Annotated in this window: 13 protein-coding genes; 4 read left to right on the top strand and 9 right to left on the bottom strand. The window is 47.2% G+C overall.

All coding sequences use genetic code 11. The features are described from left to right. Window positions 1-2: 2 nt before the first annotated feature. A complete protein-coding gene (locus AC1XTG_RS17345; protein ID WP_484842800.1) occupies window positions 3-3,251 on the bottom strand; it encodes a SusC/RagA family TonB-linked outer membrane protein in 3,249 nt (1,082 codons plus the stop codon). 232 nt (window positions 3,252-3,483) lie between these two features. Between AC1XTG_RS17345 and AC1XTG_RS17340 the strand changes: the two genes are divergently transcribed. Further along, window positions 3,484-5,016 (top strand): FG-GAP repeat domain-containing protein, encoded by a 1,533-nt coding sequence (locus tag AC1XTG_RS17340; RefSeq protein WP_484842799.1) that lies wholly within the window; start codon window positions 3,484-3,486, stop codon window positions 5,014-5,016. Here the strand turns inward: AC1XTG_RS17340 and AC1XTG_RS17335 are convergent, their stop codons facing one another. From AC1XTG_RS17335 to AC1XTG_RS17320, 4 genes are all read right to left on the bottom strand, one after another. Continuing rightward, entirely contained in the window at window positions 5,017-6,117 is a 1,101-nt protein-coding gene (locus tag AC1XTG_RS17335) for a carboxypeptidase-like regulatory domain-containing protein (RefSeq protein ID WP_484842798.1), read from the bottom strand. Between the two features lie 180 nt (window positions 6,118-6,297). Continuing rightward, window positions 6,298-6,774, bottom strand: coding sequence for a hypothetical protein (locus AC1XTG_RS17330; RefSeq protein ID WP_484842797.1), 477 nt, complete (start codon window positions 6,772-6,774; stop codon window positions 6,298-6,300). 27 nt (window positions 6,775-6,801) lie between these two features. Continuing rightward, on the bottom strand, window positions 6,802-8,229 hold the full coding sequence (locus AC1XTG_RS17325; RefSeq protein ID WP_484842796.1) for a SusD/RagB family nutrient-binding outer membrane lipoprotein: 1,428 nt from the start codon (window positions 8,227-8,229) through the stop codon (window positions 6,802-6,804). 4 nt (window positions 8,230-8,233) lie between these two features. Then, window positions 8,234-11,347: a SusC/RagA family TonB-linked outer membrane protein gene (locus AC1XTG_RS17320; RefSeq protein WP_484842795.1), complete on the bottom strand. Its 3,114-nt coding sequence runs from the start codon at window positions 11,345-11,347 to the stop codon at window positions 8,234-8,236. Between the two features lie 212 nt (window positions 11,348-11,559). Between AC1XTG_RS17320 and AC1XTG_RS17315 the strand changes: the two genes are divergently transcribed. The 3 genes from AC1XTG_RS17315 to AC1XTG_RS17305 are packed head-to-tail and all read left to right on the top strand — an operon-like array spanning window position 11,560 to window position 12,848. Further along, a complete protein-coding gene (locus AC1XTG_RS17315) occupies window positions 11,560-11,928 on the top strand; it encodes a BlaI/MecI/CopY family transcriptional regulator (protein WP_484842794.1) in 369 nt (122 codons plus the stop codon). Window positions 11,929-11,961: 33 nt separating this feature from the next. Beyond that, window positions 11,962-12,192 carry a hypothetical protein gene (locus AC1XTG_RS17310; RefSeq protein ID WP_484842793.1) on the top strand — a complete coding sequence of 77 codons (231 nt, stop codon included), beginning with the start codon at window positions 11,962-11,964 and terminating at the stop codon, window positions 12,190-12,192. After that, a complete protein-coding gene (locus tag AC1XTG_RS17305) occupies window positions 12,189-12,848 on the top strand; it encodes a hypothetical protein (protein WP_157474586.1) in 660 nt (219 codons plus the stop codon). Before AC1XTG_RS17310 ends, AC1XTG_RS17305 begins: the two co-directional genes overlap by 4 nt. A gap of 50 nt (window positions 12,849-12,898) precedes the next feature. Here AC1XTG_RS17305 and AC1XTG_RS17300 read toward each other — a convergent pair whose 3' ends face one another. The 4 genes from AC1XTG_RS17300 to AC1XTG_RS17285 form a co-directional block, all read right to left on the bottom strand. After that, window positions 12,899-14,662, bottom strand: coding sequence for a phospho-sugar mutase (locus tag AC1XTG_RS17300; protein WP_484842792.1), 1,764 nt, complete (start codon window positions 14,660-14,662; stop codon window positions 12,899-12,901). A gap of 30 nt (window positions 14,663-14,692) precedes the next feature. Continuing rightward, window positions 14,693-17,395 carry an MGH1-like glycoside hydrolase domain-containing protein gene (locus tag AC1XTG_RS17295; RefSeq protein ID WP_484842791.1) on the bottom strand — a complete coding sequence of 901 codons (2,703 nt, stop codon included), beginning with the start codon at window positions 17,393-17,395 and terminating at the stop codon, window positions 14,693-14,695. A gap of 112 nt (window positions 17,396-17,507) precedes the next feature. After that, a complete protein-coding gene (locus tag AC1XTG_RS17290) occupies window positions 17,508-19,223 on the bottom strand; it encodes a D-alanine--D-alanine ligase family protein (RefSeq protein WP_484842790.1) in 1,716 nt (571 codons plus the stop codon). 153 nt (window positions 19,224-19,376) lie between these two features. Beyond that, window positions 19,377-19,634, bottom strand: coding sequence for a NifU family protein (locus AC1XTG_RS17285; protein WP_031525838.1), 258 nt, complete (start codon window positions 19,632-19,634; stop codon window positions 19,377-19,379). Window positions 19,635-19,639: the final 5 nt, after the last annotated feature.

Here is a 19,639-nt window from a genome sequence, read left to right as displayed (position 1 = left end):
TATTAAAAACCAAGATTGATCCCAACTGTGTAGCTTCTTGTAATAGGATAGTTACCCAGGTCGATACCGAAGTTGGTATCAGCACTTCCGCCCACACCTGGATCCAGACCTTTGTATTTGGTTACAGTAAACAGGTTGTTGGTAGAAGCGAATATTCTCACCTTTTGCATGCGGATCTTGCTCAGCAGGTTTCCTGGCAGCGTGTAGCCCAATGTCAGGTTTTGCATTCTGAAGAAACTTCCGTCTTCCACATAGAATGAGTTGGACTGTGTGTTGGTACTGAAGTTGGAAGTGCTTTCGAAGATCGGTGTTTCAGTGTTGGTATGGTTAGGCAACCATGAATCTTTCACGCGGGCACTTACAGCAGCACCGGTAAATGAAGGATAGAAGTCTGTAAACCATTTTGAAACGTTGAAGATCTTGTTACCGATCGAGGTATACAGATAAGTCTCAACATCAAAACCTTTGAAAGTAAACTTCAGATTGACACCACCTGTGAATTTTGGAACCGGGCTGCCAAGGTAAGCACGGTCGTCGGTAGTGATTGCACCGTCGCCATTGATATCCTCATAACGGAAGCGGCCCGGGGCTGCTCCTTCCTGAGTAGCTGCTGCATCCACCTCTGCATCGTCTTTGAACAAGCCTACCACTTTGTAACCGTAGAATGAAGATATAGAGTAACCAATCTGATTTCTGATCGGCTTAATTCCGCGGAAGTCTGGGTTAACAGTCAAATATTCGATGCCAGGAGCAAGTGATTCAATGTTGTTTTTCAAAACACCGGCAGTAAAGTTGAACTCGTAGCCCAGATCATTGGTAATGCGGCCGCGGGTAATCACCTGCAAGTCAATCCCTTTGTTGGACATTTTACCTACGTTAACCGAAGGAACAGCTGCGTCGTATCCGGCAGTTGCAGTTACCGGAACCTGGAACAACAGGTCTTTGGTATCTTTTTGCCAGAAATCCACGATAATGTCCAGTTTGCCTTTCAGGAATGTTCCGTCGATACCGATGTTCTTGGTGATACTGGTTTCCCATTTCGCATCCCGGTTTCCGATACGTGTACGGTAGTAACCTTCCAATGCGCTGGAATTGGTACCATTCAAATCGTAAGAAGATTGGCCCAGGCTTGCACCGTACAAGCTGTACTGGTTGTTAGGGTCTACGTTGTTAGAGTTACCCATCAAACCATAACCACCTCTAACTTTAAGTTCTGTAATAAATGGAATACCCTTCATGAAGTTCTCGGAAGAAAGTCTCCATGCAGCAGAGAATGCCGGGAATACCCCGTAACGGTTGTTAGATCCGAAACGTGAAGAACCATCGCGACGCACAACTCCTGTTACGATATACTTGTCATTGAATGTGTAGTTAGCTCTGGCGAACAATGAATAAAAGTTTACGCCTTTGTAAAAGTCACTTCCTACGATCCGAGAACCTACATTGTTCATATTAATGTAGTTGATATCCGTAGAGAACGGGTTCAAGCCGGAAGAGTTCTGGTTTTTACCTGCGCCGCTGTTCAATGCTTCCTGACCAAGCAACAAATCCAGATTATGTAGTCCGAATTGCTTTTTGAAGTTCAGGGTATTGGTAAATGTCCACGCAAAACGGTGGCCGGATCCTTCATTGTAACCGAATGCAGAGTTGTTTTCCGAGTTCTCGTACTGCAACCTGTTAAATCCGCGGTTGGCATAATTGCTGTACTGAGCACCAATGCTGGATCTGAATGTAAGTCCCTGGATAATGTCAACCTCTGCATAGAAGTTACCGAAGCCATTTCCTGCAAATGCATTGTTATCTTTCAAACCATCACGTGCGGCAACCGGGTTTCTAGGGTTGTTAAATCCTTTGGCAGCTGTACCGGCATATCCACCGAACTCATCATAGACAGGGATAATGGAAGGCATACGGAAAGCTGAAAGAATGTCATTTTCATCAGCCGCAACACCCTGACCACCATTTCCTCCACCAAGACCAAGTACCTGCAGATAAGTAAACTGAGCATTCTGCCCGATCCGAACATTTTTCAACACGTCAAATTCAGTGTTAATGCGGAATGCGTAGCGTTTGAAGCTGTTGTTGAGCAAGATACCTTTTTGATCCTGCGCACTGAAACCTGCATAAACACGGCTATTCTCACCGCCGCCTGAGAAACCCAGGGTGTGACGCTGCAATGGCGCATTTCTTGTAACCGCATCATACCAGTCAGTACCCTGCTTGTTCGCACGAACTACCTGATAGATCGTACCGGCAGCAGGATTAATGTTGTATTTCTTACGTTCTGCTTCCAGGTCCAATGTACCTCTCACGCCGGTAGCTCCACCTACGTTGATATAATCCGGTAAAACCGGGGTATCGCCTGTTCCATACTGGCCTTGTGCCACGCTGTTGAATTTTGGCAGCGAGTCACCCTGAAATGCATCATTTCTGATCGCCTGCCAGGTCCAGTCAGCCTGTTCCTGCGGGTTCAGCATCGGCTGGCCTTTTCCTGGTGTTGTAAAACCAAACAGACCATCGTAAGTAATAGAAAGCTTTTTAGCTTTCTTGGTACCTTTTTTGGTTGTGTAAACGATTACACCGTTCGCTGCCCGTGCTCCGTAAATGGAAGCCGCCGCCGCATCTTTCAATACCGTAGTTGATTCAATGTCATCTGGGTTAAGGAAGTCAGTTGAATTTGTAGGTACCCCGTCCACCACATACAATGGTTCGTTACCACCGAATGCACCAAAACCACGTACGCGGATCTGGCTTGTTGTTCCCGGCTGGCCGTTTGTAATTACTGTAACCCCGGCAACACGTCCCTGCAGCTGCTGCTCAACGTTACCCGATGGCGTAGCTGTCAGGTCTTTTGACTTTACTGTCGATACCGCACCGGTTGTCTCGCGGCGGCTGTCGACGGTGTAACCGGTAACAATCACCTCTTCAAGCGCAGATACATCGTCGTCCATTCTGATAGACAATGAACTCTGATTTCCAACCACCACTTCCTGGGTTTTGTAACCCACAAAACTTACAATGAGCGTAGCGTCAGGAGCGCCAACATTCAGTGAAAACTCACCGTCTGCATTGGTGTTGGTACCGCTTTGAGTTCCTTTAACTACTACTGTCGCACCCGGAATTCCCGTTCCTGCCACGTCAGTAACCTTTCCTGTAATTTTTCGATCCTGAGCAACTGCGACGAGCGCCGCGAAACTGAGCATGAAGGAGAATAAGACACTCCAGCGGGAGTTCTTGTAAATTCTTTTCATAGTTTTCTATTAGGTTAATAATTTATTAAGCAATCAAATCTATTATTATTCGGACAATTAATTGTCTGTTTGCCACTAATATTTTCATTCGAATATATTTTAGTATTATAAAAAGATAAAATAATGTCATACCCTATGTTCAAAAGTGCATTTACAGCCTGTTTAAGCGGTTCACGTTATGAGTAACTGTTGTACGATTTTAGCTATGCCGCTGATAGTTGCACTTCAAAAGATGAAAATCCTACCGGTGTCTTTTCTGAGGATCAGGGTAGCCGGACTGGTGCTGTCCGCATTGACAATCGCCTTCGCCGGGTGCAAGTCTGCAGGCGAAAAAAAGCGCGTGGAAGAAGGGCGCGAGCTGGCCAAAGTGTACTGCGCAAACTGCCATCAACTCCCCGACCCCGGGCTGCTTGATAAAGTGACCTGGCGCGATGCAGTACTCCCGGCAATGGCCGAAAAACTAGGCATCGAGGTACTGGAAGGAAACATGTATCTGCACAGTAAATCGTCGGCACTTTCCTCACTCGACTGGCAAAAAATTTTGGCGTTTTACGAAACACTTGCGCCGGATTCGCTCACGCAAATCGCTCAAAAACAGCCAGGAATAATGAAAAATGGACTGTTTTCTATCAGGAAGCCAGCCGAAGATTCGGCTGTTGCAAGTACTATGCTGGTCAGGATCGATACCGCGACGCACTCCGTTTTTTCAGGCGCTGCCATGGAGTCGGCGATATTTTCTTACAATGCAAAGCTTCGTAAAAGTCTGCTCAGCAAACTCCCCTCGCCTCCGGTCGACCTGCATATTCCCGCAGAAAAAGGAGCATTGAATCTGCTCACCTGCATGGGCGGGATGAGCGCATCGGACGAGACGAAAGGGCAGGTAATTTTGCTTGAAAAACATCCCGGACCGAAGCTGCAATTTTTGTCAAAAGGATTGATCCGCCCCATTGAAACCCGGCCGATCGACAGCAATCGGGACGGACTTACTGATTATACGATCTGCGCATTCGGGCATAACCAGGGAGGATTGTACCTGCTTAAACAATTAAGCGACGGGAATTTCACAAAACAGGTAATCCGGGAAATGCCAGGAGCAACGTACACCAATATACGTGATATCAACAACGATGGCTGGCCGGACATAGTCGCACTCTTCGCACACGGCGACGAAGGGATCTGGCTTTTTACAAACGACCGGAAAGGCGGGTTCACAGAAAAGAACATCCTGCGCTTTCCTCCGGTGTTCGGGTCAAGCAGTTTTCAGCTAGCCGATGTAAATCAGGACGGGCTGGAAGACATCATCTACACAGCTGGCGACAACAGCGATTATTCCCGCATTCTCAAACCTTACCACGGTTTGTACATTTTCACGAATACGGGAAATTTCACTTTTAAACAAACCTTCTTTTATCCCATAAACGGCTGTACAAAAGCGATTGCAGCAGATTTTGATAAGGACGGAAAGCTGGATATTGCTACGATTGCATTCTTCGCAGATCTCAAAAACAAACCCTTTGAGAAATTTTTGATTTTTAATCAGGATCAAAAAAGCGGTGTTTTCACGCCAAAGCGACTTCCGGTTGATCAGCTGGGGCGATGGATTTGTATGGACGCGGCAGACTGGGACAGTGACGGCGACATTGATATTGCACTGGGAAACTTTTCGCGGGGCTTTCTGAACCAGGATCGCGTGCAGCCCGACTGGAACACCAGACTTCCCTTTATTATTCTGGAAAATACCAGCGTCGCGAACATTCCCCGGTAGCTAATCCTCCCGTTTCCAGTCAGCGGGAAGCAGATTGGCAAAGCGGTCATTGCCGAGATCACCTGCAATCTCAAATCCCATTGGCATCACCACCCAGCCTTGCGGGGTTACCACCATATAGCCCTGCGGCATTGAGATCTGCGTGTAGGAAAACGGCATATCCGAATAGGGAGAGCGACCACGTTTTTGCATGTTAAACACTTCCAATGTCGTTTTTGAAACGATCAGCCGCTCTGTCGACAGCTCTCCCGGACGCACAAGCCGTATTCCTCTCACCTGCTCGATCCGGTTGTTCAAATGGTTTTTGATGGTATTATAACCCGGCGCACTTCGCACTGTATTGAAGCGGCGCAGTGAATCGGGAATAACCTGGTACACCTGAAATCCCTCTTCGCGCAGACTGTCTGACACCATACTTGCGATCAGGTGTTTGAGTGAGCCACGATAGGCAACCTTCTGGTTTTCGCGCCAGCGCATTTTCTGTGCCTCATCTTTGGGTACCAGGAGTTCAAAGCGCGTGCTTCCGCCATAGTACACCTTACCGGCGAAGTAGTCGAAATCATCCAGATCCTGGTGAATGCGGTACCCAAGTGCCTGATTTTCAATGATCAGCGCATTGTTTGTTTGTGCACTGAGGTGACCATTATCGTCGAGGGAAATGCGGAGCACTTCGGGGTTGATGATCTTGCAAAGCTTGCTGAACTGGTTGTTTCCCAGTAGCTCTCTGGTAATAACTTTCAGATGTTTTTCACGCTTTTTGTCTTTCCGGGCATAGACAGTAACACCTTGCAGCTCCATTCCCTCCTTCAACTTAAACAGCACCGTTTTGGTACCAGGCTGCTCGAAGCGCAAAGTTTGCTTGATCGTTTCGTAGCCGAGAAACGACACCGCCAGTTCGAGGTTGCCGATCTGGAGATTAGGAAGTTTGTAGTTCCCATTCTCATCCGCATTGGTCCCAATGGACGAATTGTTGATAAAAACGTTGGCAAAAGGAAGCGGTTTTCCCGTTTTCTCATCCGTGACCTTGCCCACCAGCGTAACAGTGGCCGGCTGCTGTGCGAGAGAAATGTGACCTGCTAAAAAAAGCAGCAAGAGCAGCATTCCAGCCTGTTTACAAAAAATCAAATATCTGAACCGGGGAGTGAGCCGCATTAATAAACTTGCTTTTTTGCAAAGATAAAGTGAAGTGTTTAAAACCAATGGTTATGTATGTTGATAAAAAAAGTCAGTCGCGCACAATCAGGAAATCAGATCGCACGCGACGGACTTAACATGGCTAAATCAGGGAGTAGTTTTAAGTGTAACGTTCCGCTGAGATGAAGGGAGACCATTCTCTGCGATTACTTCTGCAAACAGCACTATCGTTGCGTTTCTGGACTGGGGTGCCTTTACAGGTACCTTAACAACATAATTCCGCAGTTCAGTATCGTATTTCTGAGTCCCGGCTGGCAATGTGGCAAGAAGTGTCTGTGTGCCGGTGGTTGTAGCTGCGCTATATACCTTAAATTCCTGCACTCCGATCTCCGAGGTGTATTCGATGTTCACATTGACTGTCGTAGCAGAATCTACCGTGATACCGGGCTGCAACACGCCCGCCGCCGAGTACACTTTTGTATCACCAAGCCATAAAACAGCAATCTGAGCTACTTTCCCGTTACTTACCAATAAGTCGTCAAACAGGTCCGGCTCTTTATAGCAGGAACTCAGGAATACGAGTACAAACATTGGCGCACAGACCAATCTGATATATTTCTTCATAATCGTTTTCAGTTGTGGGTGAAAAAGTTATTTGGTAAAAAGCCACATCGGCACCGCCGGATCTTTCTGATTAGCCTCTACCGACTTTGAATTGCGGGTAATCTCCGAATCCGGGTAGCGCATCCGCTGAATGCGGTTTCCCTGCAAATCGGGATTGACATTTGTGGGCATTGGAAAATCCAGGTAATTGTACTTCCTGATATCAGTCCAGATATCGCCGATCAGCAGCATCGCCTTAAACTTCTCTGTAATAATGTGCTTCAAAGTAAGCTTCCCTGCCCCTGCATTCACCGGCGACGAGGCGATGTAGGTGGCGATATCTGCATTGGAAACGCCCACTTTCCGCATATTGGCCGTGATCATTTCCAGGTAAGCACCGTAGCCGCTTGCGGTAGTACCAGCCGAAATTTCGGTACCTCCATTGAGCAGAAAACGCGCCTCCGCCTCGATCGCGGCCAGCTCGGCGTAAGGCATCATTACCAGCGGCGAGTTAATGCCCGAGTGCCAGGATGCGGCAGTAAGGTCCACCGTTGAGCCGCTGCCTGAACCAGGTACCACACCTGCGTAAACGGTCTGACTGCCTTTCAGCGAAATCACTTTCGGCAACCGCGGATCAACGACGCCCTGCTTTTCTCCATTCATCAGATCCACAAAGGTATTCGTGAAGGTAACCGACAAATTGCTCGTAGTATTCGGGATCGCAACGCGACTGTACCACGGGTTCAGGTTTTTGGAATTGTATTGCAGCTGAAAATCATCTTCGTTGCCTGTCATTCCTTTTTCCAATGCATCCAGTGCCGCCTGCGCAGCTGCTTGAGGGTTCTTTTTCGATAAATGCATGGCATACCTGGCTTTCAACGAATATGCCAGCTTTGTCCATTTGGAAACATCGCCCCCATAAATAAGGTCGTCAGCGACAGGTTTAGCGCCGCCGGTCTTGCCCAGCTCAGTAACAGCTTCATCGAGCAGCCGCTGCATGCTTTCGTAAATTTGCTGCTGGGTATCATAAGCCGGCGTAAAGTTTTTCTGGTCAGCCTGGGAAAAAGGAACATTCTCCCAGCTCACAGTAGCAAGACCGAGATTGTATGCCATTAAAACTTTGGCAATACCCACATAAGCCGGCGCATTTTCGCTGGTACCCTTTTGAATAATTGCATTCAATTGCGGCACAACGTACAAATAGGTATTCGTCCATCCCAGCGTATTATCCGTTTCAGCATAGGTATCAATCCCGTTTGCTCCGATCGCATTACCGAGCTGCTGTGCATACTGGCAGGCCACATAAGCCTGCTGGTAACTCGCCTCGCCGGTATAAAATTGAGCAGTGGGCAATAATTCCTGCAAACTTGCTTCCGCTTTCAGGGTCGGATCTACATTAATGTCCAGAAATTGATCGCAGCCTGCCAGAAACACCATAGCGGCGCACAGTGTCAATATTTGTTTCAAAGATTTCATAGGATCAGAAGTTAACATTTACGCCAAGCTGAAAACTCTTCGTAGCAGGATTATTCCTGCCCACAAAACCGATCAGGTTTGTGCCTGAACCAAACGTAAGCGCCTCCGGATCATAGCCGCGAAAAGGTGTATTGAGGTAAAGATTTGTCCCGGTAAAACTAAACCGGACACCTCCTTTGAAAACGGTATTCGCAATCAGGTTCTTGGGCAATGCATAATTCAGGCTGACCGTCCTGAGCCTGAACCACGATCCGTCCTGAATAGTAAAATCGGCTGCATTGCCCATATAGCGGGCAGTGGAGGGATTGTAAAATGCGTCGTCGAGTACTACTGCCTTTGTATTCGGCACATAAGTAACTTGTCCGTCCGCGCCTTTTTGCTCAACAACTCCCTTGAACACCACCTGTTCGTACCTTCGCTCCGTGATTTTGATCGACCCTGCACGGAATGCATTTCGTTCACCCAGATCAACCACATTGCCGCCCTGCCGCCATTCCAGCAGGAAAGACAAGCCCAAGCCTTTGTAGTTGAATGTGTTGGTCAACCCGGCCGTCCAGTCTGGCAATGCATTGCCGTAGGGCGTCGTTACCAGGCTCGTCAATGGAAATCCGTTTGCCTGGATCAGCTTCTGTCCGTCTGGTGCACGCATGTAGTCGAGCCCCCACAGATCACCCACTTTGCTCCCCTCGCGCACCTTCAAAACGCCCCTGCTTCCATTATCGAAGTACGAAATCTCTTCCAGTTCATCAGGCATATCGATTACCCTGCCCGACATTTTGGTAAAGTTGAGGGACATATCCCAGGTAAAACTGGAAGTCTGCACAGGTTTATAGGATACCAGCAGTTCCACGCCCTTGTTCCTGATCAAACCAATATTGGTATAATAAAACGAGTAACCCGAAACATTTGAAACCGGAGCCCGCACAATCTGGTCCTTGCTGTCCATTGTAAAATAGGTCGCATCAAGCATCAGCCTGTTTTTGAAAAACCTTAGTTCAGTACCAAATTCAATGGAAGTTGTACGTTCCGGTTTAAGATTATCCGACGCAGTTGTAGACCGCCGCACATATCCGGGCACCGCATTATTGAATGGAAAATTATCCGCGATCTCATAATACGCGCCGATTACGTATGGATCGGTACCTTTCCCAACCTGAGCCCAGGATGCACGCAGCTTACCATAAGTCAGGAAATTGTTTCTGGGAAGATTTTCAGTGAAGATATAACCCGCACTGAATGAGGGATAAAAGAACGAATTACTGGCAGTAGGCAGCGTGGAAACAATATCATTCCGGCCTGTTGCATTCAGGTAAAGCATTTCCTTATAGCTCAGCTTTGCATCCCCAAAAAAGCTGACAATACGGTATTGGAGCGGAGAGTAAGGTCGCACTTGCTGGTTCCGGTAGCTGCTGATTTCGTCCGTAAATGGAGTTCTCCAACCTTCTCCGCGTTCATAGTAGCTGTTGGGCCGCCTGCTGTCCACAACTGAATTCCCGACCATCAACGAACCGTTCCAGTTCTCATTAAACTGTTTGGATGCAGTCACATAAAAGTTGGAGTTGATCTCGCGGTAATTGATGTATTCTTTGATCAAAAAACCTTTCACGGCTGTCCCGACGTCGAAAGTACTATCTACCTGCCGGAACCTGCGCTCGTTAAATGCGTCGAACGTAAGCTGGTACTTCGCTGTCAGCCAGTCCGCTATTTTATAATCAAGGGTTATATCGGCGATATAGCGGTCCACTTTATCGATCCTCGGGCTTTTTTCCACCAGGTACCTCGGATTATCTGTAAAACCTGGCAACAGGTTTTTGTAAGAACCATTCGCATTAAGGTAATCATTGACATCGTAGGTATTAGGCCAGTAAGCCAAAGCACTGAAAATGGACTTATCCCCCGCCGGTGGCCGCTTCCCGCCCGACCGGATGTAGTTGAAAGACCCTGAAACCGAGAAGTTTTTGGCCAGGTTATATGTTCCGGCCAATTTCCCCGATGTTCGCGAAAAATCAGTAGTAGGCACGATTCCCTGCTGATAAGTATTACCTACCGAAAAGTAAATGTTCCCCCTTTCCCCGCCTTTGGTAATGGAGATATTGTTGTTGGTGCGATAACCGGTCTGGTAGAATCCCCGGAAATTGTCATAAATATTGTCGGTGCTATTACCGATAATGGAAGGCCCGAACGATTGGTAAGGTGTACGTTGCCTCACCTCCGTAGGCGAGATAAATTCCCCGAACCTGCCCTGAATGAAACGCGTCTGAATATCCGGCGATTTGCCCAGCACATCCATACCGCCGGAGAGAGAAACGGAAACATTCATCTTACCCGACTTCCCCCTCTTTGTTGTAATGATAATAGCGCCATTCGACGCACGCAGTCCGTAAAGGGCTGTCGCTGCGGGACCTTTCAGCACCGACATACTTTCAATATCATCGGGGTTAATGTCGGCGGCGCGGTTGGTATTGGCAAATTGCTCTGACGCACCGGGAGAGGCTGAGCCTGCACTGGGAAGCGGGTTGCCGGCAGTAGTTGCATTGCTAATGATAATCCCGTCTATGACAAACAGGGGCTGGTTATCGGCGCTGCCGCTCAGCGAAGTGATACCTCTCAGGATAATATTCACCCCGGCTCCCGGGGCGCCACCCGACCCTGTGATCACGGCCCCGGCTACCTTTCCCTGCAATGCACCGATCATATTAGGGTTACCCGAGTTCCGGATCTCGTCTGACTTAATGGATTGTACCGAGTACCCGATCGCGCGTTTTTCCTGCGTCTGCCCGAGTGCAGTAACAACAACTTCATTCAAAATCGAAGCTTCTGATTGCAAGGTTACATTGACAACCTGCTGTCCGCCTGCAACAATCTCTGTGCGCTTGAAGCCGATAAAACTGAAAACCAGCGTACTTCCCTGCGCAACCTGGATCGTATAATCCCCATGCTCATTGGTGGAAGTACCTTGCGAACTTCCTTTCACACTGACGCTGACTCCCGGGATCTCACTCCCTTCCTGGTCGCGCACCTTTCCTGTTACAGTCGCGGTTTGCGCATGTAAGGCAATCAACGGAACAAGCCAAAATAGCAGGAGCACACCTAACCTGCTGTGTAGTAGTTTATTCATTCTGTTAGTTAAGTTTGTTGTGACTTACAATGTAATTTAATATTCTTTCTACGAAAAGTATCAATGCCGATTATCCGAAATAATCCTGCGGTCACATAGCGGGGACAAAGTGCTTTGTTGGAGTGCCTATTCAAACCCGTTCAGAATCAAACCTTAATACTTTACTATAAAAATAGTTTGTTAACTATAAAAATAGTTTTTACATTCGAAACATGGATTTTGAAAAATTGACTAACAAGGAAGAAGAGGTAATGCGGGTTCTCTGGAGTATGGAAGCCGCATTTGTGAAAGATATGCTTCCATTGTTTACAGACCCGCCTCTGCATTACAATACGCTCTCGACCATCATCCGGAACCTGGAAGATAAAGGATATGTAAGCCACCGGCAGTTTGGAAACACGTACGAGTATTTCCCGGTTGTCAAAAAGGAAGATTACCAGAACCATTTTGTGCTTAACAAAGTAGTTGGCGGCTACTTCAATGATTCCTACAAAGATCTGGTTGCCTATTTTGCCAAAAATGAAAAAGTGACACCTGCTGACCTGCGTGAGATTATTAAAATGATTGAAGAAGGAGAGTAAAGAATTGATGTCCCACCATTAATCTGCTATCTGATGCTATTCCCTTACCTAATAAAGGTCAGCTTGCTGCTGGCTGTACTTACGCTGGGTTACCGCTGGCTGATCCAGTTTGAGACATTCTCGAAACTCAACCGGGCATTGCTCTGTCAACACCGCACAAGGACGAACCTGATCCGTCACAAAAAAACACTGACCCTGAACCACAAGCCTTTCGGAAAGTACCGGATACCACTCAGATCAGCCAGGAGCAGTCGGCAAAAGTGAAAGGAGTTTTGATCGTGAATGGTACATTATACTGGGCGATTACTCCACTAATGAGCTGGGATGATATCAACAATGTCCGGAATGCAGTTCACAAGTTTGGCGCTGAACTTGCCATTAATAAAATACAATATGATCCCTTTCAGCACTTCATTACTTCCGTCTCCATCCTGACAAGAAGCAGCCGCGGAGGCTCATCTGGCTCTGGCTCCCGCGAAGGTGAAGATGAATTCAGTCCTACCAAAGGTTACTCAGGTTATATTCGTCAGGGAGGAATCGGAATGGGACAGCTCCCTCCATCGCCACTTAGCAATGAACTTACAGACGATTTTGAAAAAGCATTGGTTCTCAAAAAACAAAACGAAGTCGCTTACTTTGAACACAAAGCAACAAGGAAGATAGGGGCCTTCTCCACCACGACTTTTTTGAAGGATGCATTGACAGGTAAGTCAGCAGAGAAACTCTTTTTATCCAAAGGCATTGGAAAATCGACTGACGACAAACTAAGGATAGCAGATACCTACAAAGAGCATGAACTCTATATAAATACCGAGCGCGCCACGTTCCAGGAATTGAATGCATTTCCCATCAATCAGGTTGAGAAGGTGACCGTCATTGATGGTTCTCCCATGAAAATGCTCTTTGTTTATAAAAAATAATGAAGGCGGCTCAAATGGGCCGCCTTCATTTATATACTTACTAATAAAAGCTACTTCAAATTCAGCTCTTCGCCAATCGCTTTCACTTTCTCTTTCAAAGAAGCATAAACGCTGTCGAAATCTTCATTTCTTTCCAAAGCGGCGCGCACTCCCACGTAGAACTTGATCTTTGGCTCCGTACCTGAGGGGCGGCAGGTGAATTTGGTACCGTCCTCAGTGAAGAACTGCAATACGTTTGAAGGCTCAATTCCCATTTCACCGGAAGGAATGGAGCTGGTAGTTCCGCTCGCAAAATCTGTTGAAGTCAGTGCCTTGTAATCGTCCATTCTGATTACCGGCGAGCCTGCGATTGTTTTTGGAGGATTTGCCCGGAAATCAGCCATCATCTGCTGAATTTCATCGGCACCGGTTTTTCCCTTTTTAGTCAATGAGATCAGCCCTTCGTAGTAGAAACCGAATTGCTTGTAGATTTCCATTAACATATCAAAAAGGCTCAGACCTTTGTCTTTCGCGTAAGCAGTCAGCTCGGCGATCATTGCACAGGAAGCAATCGCATCTTTATCACGCACAGCGTCACCGATCAGGTAACCGTAACTCTCTTCGCCACCGCCGATAAACTGCTCTACACCCTCTTTTTCCCTGATTACCTGGGCGATATACTTGAATCCGGTCAGGGTATTATAACAGTTGACGTCGAAAGCCGCCGCCATTTTGTCGATCAAATCAGTGGTCACGATCGTTTTACAGACGAACTGTGTACCTGTCAGCTTACCTGCATCTTTCCACGCGTTCAAGAGATAATAGATCAGTACGCTGGCTGTCTGGTTTCCATTCAAAAGCTGGATTTCGCCGTGGTGGTTCTTCACTGCGATACCTACCCTGTCTGCATCCGGGTCAGTTCCCATTACAAGATCAGCGTCGATCTCTTTTGCTTTTTCAACTGCCTTGGACATCGCTTCGCTTTCCTCCGGGTTTGGGTAAACGACAGTAGGAAACTGCCCGTTACCTTTTGGCTCAGCTTGTTCTTCAATCACCGTCACTGCCTCAAAACCCATTTTTGCGAGTAAGTTCGGAACCAATGTAACACCAGTTCCGTGCAACGGGGTATAGACAATTTTCAGATCTTTCTGACGGGCCAATGCATCTTTCGAAATGGACAATGAAAGAATATGGTTAATATATTTTTCATCGATTTCAGTACCGATTTTCGTGATTTTGGAAGCATCTCCGTCGAACTTAACTTCGTCAATCGACTGGATTGCATTCACCTCCCCGATGATATTGGTGTCATGCGGCGCAACTACCTGAGAACCATCGTCCCAGTAAGCTTTGTATCCGTTATATTCTTTCGGGTTGTGAGAAGCTGTTACTACCACCCCGCTTTTGCAACCCAGCTCGCGGATCGCAAAAGAAAGCTCCGGCGTAGGACGCAACGATTCAAACAGATATACGCTGATCCCGTTTGCTGAGAAAATATCTGCGATAATGCGTGCAAATTCGTCAGACTTAATGCGGCTGTCGTGTGCAATCGCCACTTTGATCTCTTCGCCAGGAAAAGCTTTGTTCAGATAGTTAGCTAATCCCTGCGTGGCAGTACCGACTGTGTAGCGGTTCATTCTGTTTGACCCAATCCCGATCAATCCACGAAGTCCGCCGGTCCCGAATTCAAGGTCTTTATAAAATGCATCCGTCAGCTCGGTATCATTTCCTTCATCTATCAGTTGCTGAATGGATTGTTTCGTATCGATATCGTAATCACCGCTTAGCCAGCTGTTTACTTTGGCCATTACACTCGGTTCTAGATTTGCAGTCATAAGTAGTTGAAGTATGATTTGATTTTAAACTTATACCAGTGATTTTTTGTCGACGCCGGCTTCTTCGGTCTCGCCTTCTTTAACTGTCTCCTTCGCGGTTTTGTGGATCAATTCGGCAACAAGCCCCGTCCATCCCGTCTGGTGACTGGCGCCGCAGCCACGACCATTGTCCCCATGAAAATATTCATAAAACAGCACGTGATCATTGAAGTTGTTATCCTTTTGCATCTTCTGATCGTGCCCATACACTGCCCGGTTTCCTTCGGTATCCTTTTTGAAAATATCAATCAACCGGCAGGCAATTGCCACAGCCGCTTCTTTAATAGTCGCCAGGTTACCCGAATTGGTCGGATACTCTACCATAAAATCCTCGCCATAGTAAGCGTGGAATTTCATCAGCGAGTCAAAAATGAGGTAGTTCAATGGGAACCAGATCGGTCCGCGCCAGTTGGAATTACCTCCCATAATATCGGTAAGTGCCTCCGCCGGGGTATAATCTACCTGTAAAACCTCGCCGTTGATATAAAACTTGTAAGGGTTCTGCTCGTGGTATTTGGACAACGCACGTACACCGTAATCTGAAAGGAATTCACTCTCGTCGAGCATTCTTTTCATGATCATTTTCATCCGGTGGCCGCGCAGGATCGATAGCAGGCGGTTTTCACCTTTGCCAGACTCAAACCAGCGCGATATCAATCTTGCCAGGTCAGGCCTGTTAGCCAGTACCCATTCAACCCTCCTTTTAAAAACAGGCAATTTATCCAGGTTCTGAGGATCAAGGATTTCGACTGCAAAAAGTGGTATCAATCCCACAATCGACCTTACTTTCAGCAGGATACTTTGTCCATTCGGAATGTGGATCACGTCATAGTAAAACTGGTCTTCCTCGTCCCACAAGCTGATCGACGAATTCTTCCCTCCAATGGATTCCATTGCACCCGCAATATGCAGGAAGTGCTCGAAGAATTTAGACGCCATATCCTGGTAAACAGGATGAACAAGTGCCACTTCAACCGAAATCCGAAGCATATTCAGCGTGTACATCGCCATCCAGCCCGTCGCATCAGCCTGTTGCAGCTTTCCGCCAAAAGGCATTGGAGTAGATCTGTCGAACACCCCGATATTATCCAGCCCCAGGAATCCGCCGCTAAAAATATTGTTCCCGGTATCATCCTTCTGGTTGACCCACCAGGTGAAGTTCAGGAGCAGTTTGTGAAATATTTTTTCAAGAAACTGGATATCACCTACTCCATTGTTCTGCTCACGGTCTATCTCATACACTTTCCAGGTAGCCCAGCCGTGAACAGGCGGATTCACATCTGAAAAATTCCATTCATAAGCGGGTATCTGCCCGTTGGGGTGCATATAGTACTCGCGGAGCAGGATTTCGAGCTGTCTTTTGGCAAAATCCGCATCTACCCTCGCAAGCGGCACGCAATGGAATGCCAGATCCCATGCTGCAAACCACGGGTACTCCCATTTGTCGGGCATTGAAATGATATTTGCCGCATACAAATGCTTCCAGCCCGAGTTACGGCCCCATTTACGTCCCTGATTAGGTCCGGGCTGAGCAGGATCACCTTTCAGCCACTCGTATACATTGTAGTAATAAAACTGCTTGCTCCAAAGCATTCCGGCATAAGCCTGGCGCTGAATGGACCTTAAATCAGCATCAGAAACATCACGCTGCAAGTCGTCATAAAACTCGTCAGCCTCCCGGATCCGCTTTGCAAAAAGATCTTCAAAACCACCGAAAGGCTCTGAAATGGTGTGGTTAACAAACCGCAAACGGAATACTTCGCTGTTGCCTGCTTTTACCGTGCGGGTAAACCGGGCAGAAGCTTTGGTACCAATGTGATTAGGATTAACTGTGTTCGTTTTTCCTCCCGAGACAATATAATCGTTGATCCCGTCTTTCGGATAAGCTGTGTTATTGGCAGTACCGTATAGCTTTTTGAAGTTTGTTTCATTCTCACAAAACAGCAGCTCGTCGGCATTATCCAGGTAAAGGTTGTATTTCCCGTGCTTCCGGTGCGTCACTTCTACCAAACGGTTAGAAATGCCGTTCATGATCGGTTTGTAATTGAAGGCTTCATAACCCCACGACCACGTATTCCGGAACATAATGGTAGGTAACACGGTAATCGGAGCATCTACCGGGCCGCGGTTAAATACCGTGACTTTCATCATGATATCTTCCTCATCTGCCTTCGCGTGCTCGATGAAGATGTCAAAATAATCGTCATTCTCAAACACGCCGGTATCCATGATTTCGTATTCAGGATCCTGCTTTCCCCGGCGGCCGTTTTCCTGGCGCAGCTTATCGTAAGGAAAAAGCTGCTGTGGGTATTTGTAGAGCATTTTAGTGTAAGAATGCGTGGGGGTACTATCGAGATAATAGTACATTTCCTTCACATCTTCACCGTGGTTAGACTCCCTGTTGGTAAGTCCGAATATCCGCTCTTTTAAAATCTTGTCTTTATGGTTCCAAAAACCGAAGGAAAGGCAGATATGCTGCTTATTATCAGAAAACCCGCCGATTCCGTCTTCGCCCCACCTGTATGCTTTTGACAAAGCCATTTCGTGGGTAATATAATTCCAGGCATCACCGTTACCACTGTAATCTTCCCTTACAGTTCCCCACTGGCGTTCGGACAAATAAGGCCCCCATTTCTTCCATCCCTTATTATCCTTTTGAAGGCTTAATCTTACCTTTTCAGCGCCGTTTGCCATTAATATTTATGTTATCGAAAGGAATGAATCTCGTTGTAAAATCTACCCAATTTAAAAAACCGGTCACCAAAAACACCAAAAACAGGTAGAAAATTGAAAACCCGCAATCCTATCAGGCATTTAATTGCATCGCTGCCAGGTCGGGATAGGACGATACCTCGAAGGAAACGTTGCCTGCGTAAAACCGCGTTAGCTGCTCTGCACGGGCAGATGTTTCAGAAAGTAACGGGTGGCGTTCCACTTTCAGCAGTGCCTCTACTTCCGTTACATATTCTTTGAACATAAGCGGGGTGGTAAGTTTGTAAATTTGTCCGTCGCTTGCTTTCAAAACGGGCACGGGCTGCGTAGTTCCCTGTGCATTCAGTGCGCCAAAACGAAGACGGGCATTGATATACTCTTCGTCCGTAGCACCGAAAACGATGTACTCAACCGGCTTTGCAGCCACATTGTTTGCATTGATCTTCTCGTCGAGCCCGGCAAGCAAAGCACGAAGCGCCCAGGTGTTTTTGCCCGTTCTGATCCGCTCACGGATAGACTGGCGAACGAGGTAAGTAAGTGCCTGCGTTACATTCAGCCCGATTTCGGCCATTTGTTTGAATATAAAAGAGGTCGGCGACATACCCGGAATCGTATTAGGATCATGAAGCAGAATGCGTCCGCCCTCGGTCAGAAAACCGTCGATACGCACACATACATCGATTCCGAGCTGCTCAAAAACCTGTGCGATTACCTGCTGGATTTCCTGATTTTTTTCAAGTGAAGTATCAACGGGAATGCGCTTACGGCTGGCGCCGGGCTTGTATTTGGCATTAAAATCAAAAACCTGTACCATTTTGATCACCTCACTCGGCGGCAATGCAAGTGGCTTTCCGTCGTCGAACTGAATACAGCCGCACGAAAACTCCTGTCCATTGATATATTCCTCTACGAGCACCTGGTCTTCCGCATTCGAGCTGCTTAATGCTGCCGATGCATTGCCCGCAGCAAAGTAGGTATCCAGCTCAGCGATCAGTTCGGCAGGATGATAAATGGTTTTGTCTGCTAATACTACCGGAAAGCCGATTCCCTCATCCAGGTTGGCTATCTTCTGTCCCCAGGCTTGCTTCTCGGCACTTCCGAAAGATTTCCAGGTAGCAGCTTCGAGCTCAATCCTGAAAAAACACTGGTTCACTGCGGAGATAAATTCTTCAAGCGAATCCTCTTTCACGATCGCCACGCCGATGGACGAACCCTGGTGCGGCGCCTTGATCACCAGCGGCAGGCCGAGATGCTTTTTAAGTACCTGGAACAACAACGGATATTCATCCGGGATCCAGCTCTTGTAAGTCAGTGTCCAGCTTTTCTTCTGCTGTCCATTGACCAGCGCGATCATTTCATTTTGTAAAATTTTATCAATACCCACCGCAGATCCCATCAATCCCGGGCCGCTATAAGGGATTTTATACCATTCCAGCAAACCCTGAATGGCGCCATCCTCGCAGTCAGGGCCGTGCATGGCGAGAAATGCGAAATCGAAATGGTTTTTGAATTCTGCGGGTGAGATGATCCTACCCAGCTCAGGCGGCAATGGCTCAGAAGCGAGCTCGGGAAAAGATTCTATATAGGTTTTGAAGCCTGCTTTCTGGTGTGATTTGGGTGGATAGAACTCGCGTATTTCACTGGAATACATCAGTTGCTTTTCAAGCAGGACAAATCGGCCAAAACTGTCAACAAATACAGGTATTGGCTCAAAAAGTGACTTGTCGAGGTACTCAAAAGCTGTTTTTCCACCTGCAAATGATATCTCTCTTTCTCGTGAAGGGCCTCCAAAAAATATTCCGATACGCATAGTATAATCCCGGTTTTTATTCAACACGCGCAAGATAAGCTACTATTTGGGAGGAATCAATCTGTATGAAAAAACTGGCAGGTATAAAACAGCAAAAGGCAGTTCCCGTTGCTGAGAACTGCCTTTTTCAATGATTTTATATAGATCTGACAGTTAAGCCAGCGCCGGTACGTTTACGGAAACAACCTTGTTAATGTAAGGTACTGCTTTACGAATTGACTCTTCAAGACCCGCACGAAACGTCATAGCGCTCATTGGGCAGCTTTGGCAAGATCCCTGCAATTCAAGCTTCACAATGTTATCATCAGTCAATTCAACAAGTTTCACATCACCACCGTCAGCATGCAAATAGGGCCGCACTGATTCAAGTGCCTGCTCAATAAGTTCTAATGTTTTTTCTTTGGAATCCATTGGTT

The organism is Dyadobacter sp. HNCC25DJ183 (assembly GCF_056895175.1).
This window is presented reverse-complemented; position numbering and strand designations above follow the sequence as displayed.

Bases quoted from the DNA above. Each gene is read 5' to 3' on its own strand.
- AC1XTG_RS17345 (WP_484842800.1), bottom strand. From the start codon at position 3,251: ATGAAAAGAATTTACAAGAACTCCCGCTGGAGTGTCTTATTCTCCTTC.
- AC1XTG_RS17315 (WP_484842794.1), top strand. From the start codon at position 11,560: ATGGATTTTGAAAAATTGACTAACAAGGAAGAAGAGGTAATGCGGGTT.
- AC1XTG_RS17295 (WP_484842791.1), bottom strand. From the start codon at position 17,395: ATGGCAAACGGCGCTGAAAAGGTAAGATTAAGCCTTCAAAAGGATAAT.
- AC1XTG_RS17335 (WP_484842798.1), bottom strand. From the start codon at position 6,117: ATGCTGCTCTTGCTGCTTTTTTTAGCAGGTCACATTTCTCTCGCACAG.
- AC1XTG_RS17285 (WP_031525838.1), bottom strand. From the start codon at position 19,634: ATGGATTCCAAAGAAAAAACATTAGAACTTATTGAGCAGGCACTTGAA.
- AC1XTG_RS17325 (WP_484842796.1), bottom strand. From the start codon at position 8,229: ATGAAATCTTTGAAACAAATATTGACACTGTGCGCCGCTATGGTGTTT.
- AC1XTG_RS17290 (WP_484842790.1), bottom strand. From the start codon at position 19,223: ATGCGTATCGGAATATTTTTTGGAGGCCCTTCACGAGAAAGAGAGATA.
- AC1XTG_RS17310 (WP_484842793.1), top strand. From the start codon at position 11,962: ATGCTATTCCCTTACCTAATAAAGGTCAGCTTGCTGCTGGCTGTACTT.
- AC1XTG_RS17340 (WP_484842799.1), top strand. From the start codon at position 3,484: ATGAAAATCCTACCGGTGTCTTTTCTGAGGATCAGGGTAGCCGGACTG.
- AC1XTG_RS17300 (WP_484842792.1), bottom strand. From the start codon at position 14,662: ATGACTGCAAATCTAGAACCGAGTGTAATGGCCAAAGTAAACAGCTGG.
- AC1XTG_RS17320 (WP_484842795.1), bottom strand. From the start codon at position 11,347: ATGAATAAACTACTACACAGCAGGTTAGGTGTGCTCCTGCTATTTTGG.
- AC1XTG_RS17330 (WP_484842797.1), bottom strand. From the start codon at position 6,774: ATGAAGAAATATATCAGATTGGTCTGTGCGCCAATGTTTGTACTCGTA.